The organism is Streptomyces sp. NPDC098101 (assembly GCF_044760185.1).
Taxonomy (GTDB): Bacteria; Actinomycetota; Actinomycetes; order Streptomycetales; family Streptomycetaceae; genus Streptomyces.
In genome coordinates, this window is the sequence record NZ_JBIWAS010000003.1 from 1 (window position 1) to 12,072 (window position 12,072).

The 12,072-nt window shown below is 69.6% G+C and carries 9 protein-coding genes and 1 tRNA gene; 2 read left to right on the forward strand and 8 right to left on the reverse strand.

From position 1 onward, the window contains the following. Positions 1-166: 166 nt before the first annotated feature. The 3 genes from ACIQVI_RS12795 to ACIQVI_RS12805 all read right to left on the reverse strand — a co-directional run bounded on the left by ACIQVI_RS12795 (position 167) and on the right by ACIQVI_RS12805 (position 2,742). On the reverse strand, positions 167-883 hold the full coding sequence (locus tag ACIQVI_RS12795) for a nucleotidyltransferase family protein (protein ID WP_351968920.1): 717 nt from the start codon (positions 881-883) through the stop codon (positions 167-169). Between the two features lie 123 nt (positions 884-1,006). Beyond that, positions 1,007-1,417, reverse strand: coding sequence for a hypothetical protein (locus ACIQVI_RS12800; protein WP_403594580.1), 411 nt, complete (start codon positions 1,415-1,417; stop codon positions 1,007-1,009). A 227-nt stretch (positions 1,418-1,644) separates the two neighbouring features. Then, positions 1,645-2,742: an ABC transporter ATP-binding protein gene (locus ACIQVI_RS12805; protein WP_053643515.1), complete on the reverse strand. Its 1,098-nt coding sequence runs from the start codon at positions 2,740-2,742 to the stop codon at positions 1,645-1,647. Positions 2,743-2,924: 182 nt separating this feature from the next. Between ACIQVI_RS12805 and ACIQVI_RS12810 the strand changes: the two genes are divergently transcribed. Next, a tRNA-Thr gene (locus tag ACIQVI_RS12810) sits at positions 2,925-2,998 on the forward strand. A gap of 159 nt (positions 2,999-3,157) precedes the next feature. On the opposite strand, the gene ACIQVI_RS12815 is transcribed toward ACIQVI_RS12810, so the two are convergent. Genes ACIQVI_RS12815 through ACIQVI_RS12830 form a run of 4 tightly spaced genes read right to left on the reverse strand, consistent with a single transcriptional unit; the run spans position 3,158 to position 7,425 of the window. Next, positions 3,158-3,595, reverse strand: a complete 438-nt coding sequence (locus tag ACIQVI_RS12815) for an NUDIX domain-containing protein (RefSeq protein WP_403594584.1) — start codon at positions 3,593-3,595, stop codon at positions 3,158-3,160. Between the two features lie 44 nt (positions 3,596-3,639). Next, complete coding sequence (locus ACIQVI_RS12820) at positions 3,640-4,431, reverse strand: SDR family NAD(P)-dependent oxidoreductase (protein ID WP_403594587.1); 792 nt, start codon at positions 4,429-4,431, stop codon at positions 3,640-3,642. After that, on the reverse strand, positions 4,412-5,521 hold the full coding sequence (locus tag ACIQVI_RS12825) for a hypothetical protein (protein WP_403594590.1): 1,110 nt from the start codon (positions 5,519-5,521) through the stop codon (positions 4,412-4,414). Before ACIQVI_RS12825 ends, ACIQVI_RS12820 begins: the two co-directional genes overlap by 20 nt. After that, complete coding sequence (locus tag ACIQVI_RS12830) at positions 5,518-7,425, reverse strand: nucleotidyltransferase domain-containing protein (RefSeq protein WP_403594593.1); 1,908 nt, start codon at positions 7,423-7,425, stop codon at positions 5,518-5,520. The genes ACIQVI_RS12825 and ACIQVI_RS12830 overlap by 4 nt, the downstream gene beginning before the upstream one ends. An 864-nt stretch (positions 7,426-8,289) precedes the next feature. On the opposite strand from ACIQVI_RS12830, the gene ACIQVI_RS12835 reads away from it, so the two are divergent. Next, positions 8,290-9,315 carry a tetratricopeptide repeat protein gene (locus tag ACIQVI_RS12835; RefSeq protein ID WP_403594596.1) on the forward strand — a complete coding sequence of 342 codons (1,026 nt, stop codon included), beginning with the start codon at positions 8,290-8,292 and terminating at the stop codon, positions 9,313-9,315. Between the two features lie 1,005 nt (positions 9,316-10,320). Here the strand turns inward: ACIQVI_RS12835 and ACIQVI_RS12840 are convergent. Beyond that, positions 10,321-11,448 (reverse strand): hypothetical protein, encoded by a 1,128-nt coding sequence (locus ACIQVI_RS12840; RefSeq protein ID WP_403594599.1) that lies wholly within the window; start codon positions 11,446-11,448, stop codon positions 10,321-10,323. Positions 11,449-12,072 lie beyond the last annotated feature (624 nt).

A 12,072-nucleotide genomic window follows, 5' to 3' on the forward strand; every position in this document is an offset into this window, starting at 1 on the left:
CCTCCGGGGGGGGCCCCGGGCCGTGGGCCGCACAGCCGGGGGGGGCCACCACCCGCGGGGGGGGGGGGGGCGGCTCGCGCCCGCTAACACTATGGGGGGGGGGGGGCGGCGGGGGGCCCCCCCTTCTCCGTGCGTATGCGCTTACGTATGCGCGTGCGTACGCCCGTCAGACCTTCTGGGCGGCGAGCTCCTTGGCGGCCTCGGTGAGGTCCTTGGCGGTGTCGATGGCCCGCCAGTACGCCCCCTGGGGCAGCGGGAAGCCGGCCAGGCGCTGCTCGCGGGCGAGCCGGGGGAAGGTGGTCCGCTCGTGGTCGCCGAGGTCGGGGAGGAGCTCGGTGAAGTCGGCGGAGAAGACGTACACGCCGGCGTTGATGAGGAACGGCGACGGCGGCGCCTCGATGAAGTCGGTGATGTGCCCGAAGGTGTCGGTCTCGACGGCGCCCCACGGGATGCGGGGGCGGGCCAGGGCGAGGGTGGCGAGGGCGTCGCGCTCGGCGTGGAAGGCGGCCATCTCGCGCAGCGAGAAGCGGGTCCAGATGTCGCCGTTGGTGGCGTACCAGGGCTCGTCGGACGAGGGCAGGTGCGCGGCGGCGTACTTGAGGCCGCCGCCCCGCCCCAGGGGCTCGGTCTCGACGACCGTGGTCACCTCGAGGGGGAGGACGGCGGCCTCCAGCCACTCCTGGAGCACTTCGGCGAGGTGGCCGCAGGAGACGACGGCGTGGGTGACGCCCTCGGCGGCCAGCCAGGAGAGCTGATGGCCGATGATCGGGGTCCCGGTGCCCGGGATCTCGACCATCGGCTTGGGGCGGTCGTCGGTGTAGGGGCGCAGCCGCGAGCCCTGGCCGCCCGCCAGGATCACGGCCTGCGTCGGAGTGGAGTGCATACGGGGAACGATAGGCGTCCGGCGCTCCGTCCCGGCGGTACGGGGGCGGGGCCCTTCGGGGGTCAGCCGGTCGGCCCCGGTGTCCGGCCCGGTGCGGGGGCGGTCGCCCGCCCGGTGCGGGGGTCAGCTGGCGCGCATGACGCCGGTCGCGTACGAGGTGTCGCAGACCGGGCGGGAGAAGGACTGGGCGCGGGCGGGGCCGTAGCGCTGGACGGCGGCGCGGCCGAGGTCCCGGGCGATCGACACGCAGTGCTGGGCGAGGGAGGGACGGTTCTCGACCTCGCGCTGGAGGTGCGTGAGGGCGACGCCGGGGTCCGTCGCCCGGAGCTCGGCGAGGAGCTGGTCGCGCAGGACGTCCTGCGGGGCGCGGGACTTGGCCGGGACGGAGACGTCCTTGGCGGACGCCGTCAGCTGGGTCGAGGAGTCCTGGCCGGCCCACGGAACGGCGGACACCGCGAGCGTTCCCGAGAGCACCAGGACGACGGGCAGGACGAGGGCGAGGGAGCGGCCGATTCGGCGGGCAGAGTGGGTCACGCAGGCGAGCGTAGCGGGAGGTAGTGATATGGCGACATTTAGTCACTCTCGCGGGGGATGGTTCGAGGTGGCTTTTCGAATCGCGTGTTGACGCGGAGGGCGCCGAGGGGCCGTTGTGGGACCGGAATGCCGGGGTTTCCCGCCGTAAACCCCTCTATGGGATCCGGATGGCCGAACGGCCCCGCGTCCGGGGTGGACGCGGGGCCGTTCGGGTGGTGCTTCCCGGGTCAGTCGCTGAGGCGGGCGCCCGTGGAGGTGGAGAAGACGTGCAGCTCGCCGGCGCGGGGCACCACGTGGAGGGTGGAGCCCTTGGCGGGGACGTCGCGGCCGCCGACGCGGACGACCAGGTCCTTGTCCTCGCCGCCGACGCGGGTGGAGCCGTAGACGAAGCCGTCGGAGCCGAGCTCCTCGACGACGTTCACGGTGACGGCGAGGCCGTCCTTGCTGGTCGGTCCCGAGACGTCGAAGTGCTCGGGGCGGACGCCGACGGTGACGGTGGTGTCGCCGTTGGCGGAGGCGGCGGCGATGGCGTCGCGGGAGACCGGGACGACGCTGTTGCCGAACTTCACGCCGCCGTCGGTGATCGGGACCTCGACGAGGTTCATGGCGGGGGAGCCGATGAAGCCGGCGACGAAGAGGTTCGCGGGCTTGTCGTACATGTTGCGCGGGGAGTCGACCTGCTGGAGCAGACCGTCCTTGAGGACGGCGACGCGGTCGCCCATGGTGAGGGCCTCGGTCTGGTCGTGGGTGACGTAGACCGTGGTGATGCCCAGACGGCGCTGGAGGCTCGCGATCTGCGTACGGGTCGAGACGCGGAGCTTGGCGTCGAGGTTCGACAGCGGCTCGTCCATGAGGAAGACCTGCGGCTCGCGGACGATGGCGCGGCCCATGGCGACGCGCTGGCGCTGACCGCCGGAGAGCGCCTTCGGCTTGCGGTCGAGGTACTCGGTGAGGTCGAGCATCTTCGCGGCCTCTTCGACCTTGGCGCGGATCTCGGCCTTGTTGACCCCGGCGATCTTGAGCGCGAAGCCCATGTTGTCGCCGACGGTCATGTGCGGGTAGAGCGCGTAGTTCTGGAACACCATGGCGATGTCCCGGTCCTTGGGCGGCAGGTGCGTGACGTCGCGGTCACCGATGCGGATGGAGCCGGCGTTGACGTCCTCGAGACCCGCGAGCATCCGCAGGGAGGTCGACTTGCCACAGCCGGAGGGCCCGACGAGGACGAGGAACTCGCCGTCGGCGATCTCGATGTCGAGCTGGTCGACGGAGGGCTTGGTGGCACCGGGGTAGATCCGGGTCGCCTTGTCGAACGTGACGGAAGCCATGGTGATGTGTCCCTTCACCGGCAGGAACGTGCCGGACGATCCGAGTAAAGGAGTGATTGAGGTCTAGTCCACCTGGGTGAACCGCAAGTGACGCTACCCGCCGCGGGGGGATCTGTCAGCACTCCCCGCCCGGTGATATTCCCGACCACCGGGGCACGCTCGTTGGATACACTGCACGGGCTGCCTCCTTAGCTCAGCTGGCCAGAGCACCGCTCTTGTAAAGCGGGGGTCGTCGGTTCGAACCCGACAGGGGGCTCTGCGGGTGTGAGGGCCGGTGCGGGGTGTGGTTCCCCGGCGCCGGCCCTTTCGCGTGTGAGGGGGTGCCTTGAACGAAGCCCCAGGTCAGGTGCCCGGGGCTTCGCGGATGGCGGGACCTCTTAAGGGGCGTGTGCCGTCCGTGTGCCGTACGGGATCTTCAAGGTGTCGCCTCGTCCTCGAGGCTTCCGGCGATGAGGGCACCCCGCAGGACGTGGGCGATCTCCTCGGGCTTGAGGTCGATGCCGTCGAGGCCCTCCACGGTCAGCGGGATCTCCTCCAGCGCGTACTCGCCGCGGCCCTCGGCGCTGAACTCGGGGCCGGTGCGGTCGTCGAAGGACCAGGTCGTGATGCGGGCGAGGTAGAAGAGCTGGCGCTCATCCTCGGACTCCATGGTGTGGAGGAGGCGGACGATGTCGGCCTTCCCTGCGACCTCCTCGTGGATCTCCCGGTGGAGGGCAGCCTCCCGGGACGCGTCGCCGGGTTCGACGCCGCCGCCGGGCAGGACCCAGTACTCGGGGATGCCGGGCCTGGTGCGGCGGATGACCAGCATCGTGTTCTCGGGGGTGACGAGGACGGCGCGGACTCGTTCGCTCATGTCGGTTCTTCTCCTTGCTTGTCGACGGTTTGCTCGCGGCGGTCTCAGTGCAGCAGCCAGCCGCCGTCGACGTGGACGGACTGTCCCGTGATGAACGAGGAGGAAGGGCCCGCGAGGAACGCCACCAGGGCCGCGACGTCCTCGGGGCGGCCCCGGCGCGGGACGCACTGGCGCTTGATCTGGTCCTCCGGCCGCGCGCGGTGCCGGGTGGGGAGGCTGTTCTCGGCCTCGACCTGGATGGCTCCGGGCAGGACCGTGTTGACGCAGATCCCGTACGGGCCCAGCTCGCGGGCGAGGGAGCGGGTCAGGCCAAGGAGTCCGGCCTTCGCGGTGCTGTACGCGACGAGGCTCGTCCGGCCGGCGCGGGCGTTGACGCTGCCGATGTTCACGATCCGGCCCCAGCGGCGCTCGACCATGCCGGGGGTGAACGCGTGGCAGGTGCGGTAGTGGGCGGTGAGGTTCACGTCGAGGGAGTGGTTCCAGGCAGTCTCGTCGGTGTCCTGCCAGGCGACGCGTGGGTAGGAGCCGGCGTTGTTCACCAGGATGTCGACGGGGCCGATCTCGGCGCGGACGAGGTCGGCCATGGTCCGGACGGAGCCCGGATCGGTCAGGTCGGCGTTCACCGCGATCCCGGGGCTGCCCGCGCGCTCGAAGGCGGCGAGGAGGGCGTGGGCGTCGGGGTCCTGGCCGAGGTGGTTGACCGCGACGGTCGCTCCGGCGGCGGCGAGCGCCCGGCCGATCTCGGCTCCGATGCCGGTGGCTCCGCCGGTGACGAGGGCGGTGCGGCCTCGCAGCGGCCGGGTCCGGAGAGGGGGCTCAAGCAGGGGCAGGGACATTGCTGCTCCGTTCGCCGGGGGCGGGGTGAGGGGCTGGTGCGGTGGTGAAGAAGGTGTCGAGCGTCGTGCGCGGGTCCTGGCTCTCGGCGAGCTTGATCAGGACGAGCAGGAGGTCGTGTCCGGACAGCCGAGTGGGCGGGATGACACCGAGGATGCGCAGGGCGAGGAAGGGGCGGATCTCCTCCGGGTCGCTCCCGTTCTCCCCGCGAAGGCCGTCCAGGGCACGGGTGAGGGCCGCGGCGCGACCGGGGCCGGTGTTCCAGGAGTACCGGACGTCGATGTGCCGACTGCTCCGGTGCAGTTCCAGGTGCTCGATGCGCGGGCCGGACAACGGCGGCAGGGCGAGCCGGAGGGTGCGGGCGTGCACGTCGGGCCGGTAGCGGGGGACGAGCCAGCCGCCCAGGCCCATCAGGTACCAGAGCAGGTTCGCGGCCTCGCCCGCGACGGTGTTGCGTCCCGCGAACTCGAAGTCGAGCCAGCACAGCGGGTCGGCGATGTTGGGTTCCGTGGGGTCGCCCTGCGTCAGGCCGGCGAGCCGGTGGCGGTCGGGAGCCAGGGCGTGGCGGAGGCGGTCGATGGTGTCGGCGACGTTCACCGTCAGCGGTCTGCCGTTGGCGGTGAACGTGAAGCCGGCCAGTTCCCGGAGGGTGAGGGTCGTGTCGGTCCGGGGCAGGGTGAGCGGCAGATCGCGGCGCAGGTACCAGCGGTCGAGGCGGCCCCGGGGGCGGATGCGGTCGAGGTAGAGGTCCGGGACGCACTCGGCCAGCCGTACATGCTTCCCGGTCTCCTCGGCCGCCGCCCACAGGTCGGCGCAGACGCCGTTCACGAGACGGTCCAAGCGGGGCCGTACGGCCGGATCGCGGTCGGCGAGGGCGATCACGTCGCCCAGGAGCAACCCGCACCGGCCGGTGGCGAAGACGTCCTCGTAGGCGAGGAGTTGCCGCCCGTCCGGTAACGCGATCTGTCCGTGAAGGGTGGGGACCGCGACGCGGGAGGCGAGTCGTGCCCATCCCTTCGCCTCGGCTTCGGCCCGCTCGCGGGTCGCCACCGGCTTGTGGAAGATGCCCGTCGGTGCTCGGCGGGCGCTCACCGCGTCTCCCCGGGGAGGGTGTCCAGCCAAGCCCGGAGAACGAGGCCTGCGAGCGCCTCGGCGACCGGTCGCTCGGTGCGGGCGGTGGTGACCATGCTCGTGTCCTGCCGGGTGGCGTCGAGGAGGACGGTGAGGGCGTCGCTGTCGGAGGGGCACTCGATCCCGCCGAAGCGGAGCTGGATCTTCGCGAGCAGCGCGGTGACCTTGTAGAGGGCGCGGAGGTCGGGGGTTCCCTTGAGGAGCTGGCGGCGGATCTCGACGGCGGCCTGGATGCCGTCGCGCAGGCTGGCCGTGACGTCGGTGGCCGCGTCCGGAGCGGGCAGGGCCAGGCCGGGCGTGGACCACAGAGGGAGCAGAGCCCCGCTGCCGATGAGCGCGAGGACGTGGAGGAGGCGAGAGGTGACGGCGCCGGTCCGGCACTCGGCCCGCGTCAGTACGGTCATGCCCAGCTTGACCCCGCCGAGTTCCGCTTCCAGGTCCGCGAGGATCTGACGCATCTCGTCGAGGGAGGAGGCGTCGGCGATAACGAGGACGTCGAGGTCGCTCCAGCCGTGCTGGTACTTCCCCCGGGCGCCGCTGCCGGTGACCGCCAGCAGGTCGATCAGCGGGCGCAGGCCGGTGGTGCGGTCGAGGAACTCGGTCAGGTAGGACTCCAGGTGCACGGGGAGCCCGAGCGCGTTGACCGGCATGGTGGAGGGCTGGCGTTCCGGCCAGCGGCGGTCGAGCGCGATGCGGTCCAGCCGGCGCTCCAGCATCAGGCGCGGTCCGTCGTTGCCGATGACCTCGTGGGCGAGGGCGGCGACCTTGTCCGCGCCTCGTGCGCTCTTGACGGCGTCGCGGTCGGCGACGTCCTGGGCGTCGGCGGTGCCCCGCCGGGCGCGGGTGGCCTCGGAGGCGTCCAGGTAGACGATGGTGAGCTGGGGCCCGAGCATACGGGCGAGTTCGACGGTCGAGTCGACGTCGTGCAGCGACTCGATGCTGACGGAGTCGAGGAAGTGGTGGGCCTGGCAGAAGCGGTCCAGGGCGTCCACGACCAGCTCGGCCCGCACGACCGGTGCGAGCCGGTACGGGTCGCGGATCCCGGCCCGATCGGCCGCGTCCTCGACGAGGTACCCGATCTTGAGGCGGGCGTGACCGTGCTGGGTGCGCAGGTACTCGCCGGCCGTGCTCTTGCCGCTCTCCGACATGCCGCCCAGCGCGGTGACGTGGACTCCGGCCAGGGCCCTGCCGGGTACGTCCGGGTGCAGGGGTGCCAGGAGTCGGCGTACCTCGTCCTGGACGGCGACGGTGGGCCGGTCGCCGATACGGATCGCCATCGGGAAACGGCCCTCGTCCACGAGCCGGTTGATCTGCTCGTGGAGGTGGCGCTGGTACGCCGCGTAGGTGTCGGTGACGGTCGCCTCGTGGGCCAGACTCCGGCGGGCGCCTTCCTCCGGGTCGTCGCAGTGCAGGAGGACGAGGACGTACTCGTTCTCCTCAGCGGCCCGCAGATCGGTCTCGTACGGAGCCAGGAGGAGGCGGGCCCGGTCCGCGGCCTGCGCCGCACCCAGCTCCTCCCGTACGGCCACCGTCGCGGCGACGGACGCCTCCAGCATCGGGATGCCCCGGTCCAGCAGGCGTACCGGCGCGGAGAAGGGGTGCCGGGAGCGTGCGAGGTAGGAGGTGGCCAGGACGTCGGCGATCTCCTCGACCGGTCCGGTCTCGAACCACCAGCGGGCCGTGCCGTCGGCCTTGATGGCGGCCCAGCGCGGGTCGTAGTGGTCGAGAGGGCCCGCGGAGGTCGCGGCCGGGCCCATGCGCCGGGCGAGGATTCCGATCTGCTTGGTCTTCCCGGTGTTGTCGGGGCCGCTGAAGGCGACGGACACGGGGAGGGGATACGTGTCGCTGTTGGGCGGGCTGGACATCGGCTTCCCTTCATTGGAGATGCGGAAAGGGGGGTACGTCGGTGAGGCACCGCGGACGGCCTGCGGCGAACGAGGCGGGCCCCGGCCGGGGAGGCCAGACCGAGGCCGGAGGGCCTATACGGGTCCGTCTGCCGGAGGAACGTCCTCAGCACTGAGCGTCGGCCGCGCCGACGGGACCTGTGCGGAGGAGTGCTCGGTGTGGGCCAGAAGGCCGGCCGTGGCGAGCCCGGCGGCCGTCCCGAGGGCCCAGATCCAGCTCAGGACCGTCTCCAGCGGGTCGGATAACGGGGAACGGCTCACCGGGTCACCTCTCGTACGGCGAGGTGCCGTGCCGCACCGGGCCGTCGCGGAGGCGGGATCGTACGGGTCCGTGCGCTGTCAGCGAGCATCGCCACCATCGGGTCCTCTCACGGGTCCGGGCAGTCGCCAACAGGCCCTGGACGGGGCCTGTTCGAGCCATTCGGAGATCTGCGGGGTGATGTTCAGTGAACGGCGGACCACGCCCCCGGGACAGGGCCCAGGATGTAGTCCTGCGTAATCCCGCGTAATCCAGGTGGGGAGGATGACGGGGTGCCGAGGAACCCGGCCGTCGCGGAACTGATCAAACGGGCCTGCCAGGAACGTGGCTGGGGTCCTTCGGAGTTGGCGCGCGCGCTCGGCCTCGCCGAATGCGGCGACCCGCGCCGACTGCAGCGCCAGCACGCCCGGCGGTGGATCGAAGGCGAACGCACCCCCGGCCACTGGTGGCCCTACATCGCACAGGTGTTGGGGCTGGACCCCGAGGCGATCGACCTTCCGGAGCCCATGCCTGCGGCACCCCACACGGATACCGTGGCATCAGTCCTGCATCTGGGAAGGAGCGACGTGGAACGTCGGGAGTTCATCCTCGCCTCCAGCGGATACGCGCTGTCCGCACTCGGCCTGCCCGACATGGACAGCATCACCCGCCGGACCAAGACCGCCCTTCCCTCAGCCGCCCGCGTCGGCCAGGGCGAGGTGGCCGCCGTACGCCACATGGTCAAGGCCCTGGGCGACTCCGCCTCCGAACTCGGCGGCGGCCACGCCCGCCACCTGGCCGTCCGCTACCTCACCCAGGACGTCGCCCCCTGGCTGGAGGGCCGCTTCACCGAGGCCACCGGACGCGACCTGTTCGCCGCGACCTCCCAGCTCGTCCACCTCGCCGGCTGGATGGCCCAGGACGAGGGCGATACCCCCGAGCTGCGCGGGCTCGCTCAGCGCTACTACGCGCACTCCTTCCGGCTGGCCGCCGAAGCCGGTGATCCGGAACTGTCGGCGACGGCCCTCCGCGGCCTCGCCGTGCAGTGCGTCGACCTCGGCTACCGTGCCGAAGCCGTCCAACTCGGCGAAGCCTGCGTGGACTACGGCCGCCACCTCGACAACCCTCGCGCCGTCGCCTATTACGAGGCAACCCTCGCCAACGCCGCCGCCCAGGACGACGACCGCCGCGCGGCCACCAAGCACCTCGCCCTGTCCGAGACCGCCATCGGCAAGCTGGCCGCCGCGCCCGGCGATTCCTGGGCCGCCCACTACTCCCCCGGCCGCTGGGCCCACGAATCCGGCATGATCCTCGCCCGCCTCGGCGACCTCGACGCCGCCGAGGAGCACCTCCACCTCGCCCTCGACATCCACGGCCTCGACCGCCGCCGCACCCGCGCCATCGTCCTCGCCGACCTCGGCGGCGTCCGCCTCCGCCAAGGCGACGTCGATGGCGCCCTGGCCACCTGGCGCGACTTCCTCGACTGCGCGGACGGCATCCGCTCGGTGAAGGTCCAGGCGGCCTTGCAGGACATGCGGGTCCGCCTGCGCCGGTACGACGGGGTCCCGGAGGCCCAGGAACTTCGCGAGCGGGCCAGCCGAATCACGGGCTAGTGAACGCCGTGAGGGAACCGTTCCATGATGCTTTCCTCCGGCACTGATACGGACACCATGCTGACGTCACCTGTCCGTAAGGCCGGCGTGGTGACCTGTTACAGGTTTCTCCACCTCATCAAGGCACCCACCGTGCACGGCGCGGCGCGCGCGGCCCGTCGTCCGGGCCTGCGCTCCTGTCTGCGCCCCGCTCCAGCCCGGCCGCTGGCCGCACGCCTGACAGCTTGGGTTGATGGGCGACGAACCAGGGGCAGCGGCCACAGTGCTCGGGCCAAAACAGTGCCTCCGGCGGGGGCGCTCAGGCTCCGGGATGGCGGGGGCTCCCTACGCGGGTGCCAGCCCGTGGGGTGTGGCGGTGGGGAACTCCCATCCCGTCTGCCATCGACCCAGGCAAAGCCGAGCAGACACGGCACCGGGCGTCCAGGTCGTTCGTACAGTGGCGCGCTCCACCTGGACGCCCGGCGCCGCGCCCGCTCCACGGTGTGGGGCGACGGCAGACGGGATGGGAATTGGAGGTGAGTGGCGGCTAGGACCGATGGCCTGAGACCGCTCAGTGTGGGGCTATATCCCTAGCCTCAAGTGGTGGATGTGCCGGTGTCATAGGCCCAGCCTCGCGCCTCGGCTTTAGAACGGAGAGCCCCACCTACTCTCTTGGCTGCCTTCCCAGAGACACCCTTGAAGTCGATGTAGGAATGAGCTGGCGGCCGGATTTCATTATCCTGTACATCCGAGTCATCTATGGTTCGTAGACCCTCTTGAACCACTTCTCCGACTGTAACCGAACACACGCCTGCCGATGGGCGGCCGATGTTTTCTGTGTAATGCTCGAATGCATCTTGTGCGCTAACAAGAGAGCTGCGAGTAACTGAAAGCTCTCCGTCATCCTTCTGGGTTGGAGTAAAGGCTTGGCTCGATACACGCCCGTCGTGCACAAATGACGGGTGTATCTGACGCCAAACCATCTCCTCTCCCTTCGTCAGTTCAAACTCACCTGCGCGCAGTTCGTCATCGGGCATACTGCTGAATTCCCCCCACCAGGCTCTCTGCCGCTTCCTGCAGTTGATGCGGCGCGAAGGTCGCATCGAGTTCATCGTCGTCAGTGTTGGAGAAAGCGTAGATCTCAACCTTCCCCTCGGGCGTGACCTCAGCGGTCACTTCACCCGCACTGGAACTCCATTCGAGCTGGACGCCACCCTTTTCGGTGGGATAGATGTACGGCCTACTCGCTCCTGAATCGAGCAGCTCTAGTAGGAGAGACTCGGCTTGCCGTAGAACCTTCCTGGCGATGCCCTCCCCGGAGCCCTCCAGCCAGCCATTTTCCAGCTTCTGCAACTCCGCCAGTCGTTCGGACCAGTCGGATGGGAGGACTGGTTCAATCCCTAGGACATCTTGAATCTCGATGATCTCGCCCGCCGTCGACTGAATTGCTACGGCGCTTACGGCAACAGTGGGGGCGAGAGCGGATACATCGAGGTATTGACGTAGATCTGGAATGATGTCGTCGGAAGAGAAGCGGCCGACGATGACTCGGCCATTGCGGGCGAGCCTTACCTTGAAGGTGCCTTCATCGGCTGCTACGCCGATTACTTGGCCTACAACAAGGGTCTCGACTTCGAAACGCTCAAAGCTGGCCAGCTCTTGAATTGATTGTCGAATCCCTCGTGAATATACAGCCGCATTCGGGGTTCCCTCGTCGAAGCTAATGAACTCCGCCTCTTGCAAGCTGCGGCCGAAGCGTGCGAATTCCCTTAGTGCTTGAACCGGGAATTTTGGCGGGATTCCGGACCCCTGTCCGACGGAGCGCAATGCAGTTTGAATCAAAATTCGTGCTTCGTCGAAAACATCAGCGTCATCGGTCTGGAACAGTGCCGCCTCTGAATCTTGTGGCATTACGAGCACGGGCACCACGCTGCCGCTTCTCACCCCGGCCAGGCGAAGGTTGAATCGAGAGAACTGCCTCGGCGCTCGCTGGCGTTGCGGATGGCGCTGCATGTAGAGCGCCTTCGCTACGTCCACCACTAGGCGCTCGTAGCGTGCGAATTCGGACAGGACTTCCACGGGTAGGCCATGCTGCTCGTAGCGGCCTCCCCTAAGGCGCCATGATCCAAAAGTACGCTCTTCGTCAGTCCCCATGGGCCCCACATTAGTGACAGCTCTCCGAGACTTCAGCAGTTTGAAGAGGTCGACACTGATAACGATCTAGGGCTACCGCTGGTGCGCCATGTGCGCAGCGGGTGAGGCACTGTTGCGAAGCCTGCATCCGGCCCAGGCTTCAGGCTCTCGAAGTGGCGGTCACCAATCACCTGCCGAATGAGATCCTGCCGAAGTTGACCCCTAGGCAGCACTATGGCCGGCAGCCTCATCTAGGCCGTTGCGAGTCGCTGACCTGTGGCTATGGCTGTGGCATGAGCATATGGGGCCTACGGAGCCGTTGCCGCGCACAGGCAGACCTGGAAGTTCACGCGCGGCTGGCGCTGGCAGGGCACTCTTGGCCATCGGCGGAGCCTGGTCGTCGGTCGGGTCCCGGGTTTGCACCGGACCACCCCCGGACAGAGCCAGGGATGCAGCTGCACTACAGAGCTGGACACCTCGGAAGCCGACCGCGCGCAGGTGGACGCTATCCTGCGGCACTGACAGACGGCCGCGAAGACCGTGCCACATCCGTGCCAGATCGTGCGGGGAACTACGGGGAACGAAGGGCGTTGTCGGGCTCTACGGTGTCGATCAGCTCCCGCAGCGTCTATGCAGGTCAGATGC

Coding starts and splice junctions, on each gene's coding strand:
- ACIQVI_RS12795 (WP_351968920.1), bottom strand. CDS start 883: ATGCACTCCACTCCGACGCAGGCCGTGATCCTGGCGGGCGGCCAGGGC.
- ACIQVI_RS12805 (WP_053643515.1), bottom strand. CDS start 2,742: ATGGCTTCCGTCACGTTCGACAAGGCGACCCGGATCTACCCCGGTGCC.
- ACIQVI_RS12815 (WP_403594584.1), bottom strand. CDS start 3,595: ATGAGCGAACGAGTCCGCGCCGTCCTCGTCACCCCCGAGAACACGATG.
- ACIQVI_RS12820 (WP_403594587.1), bottom strand. CDS start 4,431: ATGTCCCTGCCCCTGCTTGAGCCCCCTCTCCGGACCCGGCCGCTGCGA.
- ACIQVI_RS12830 (WP_403594593.1), bottom strand. CDS start 7,425: ATGTCCAGCCCGCCCAACAGCGACACGTATCCCCTCCCCGTGTCCGTC.
- ACIQVI_RS12840 (WP_403594599.1), bottom strand. CDS start 11,448: ATGGGGACTGACGAAGAGCGTACTTTTGGATCATGGCGCCTTAGGGGA.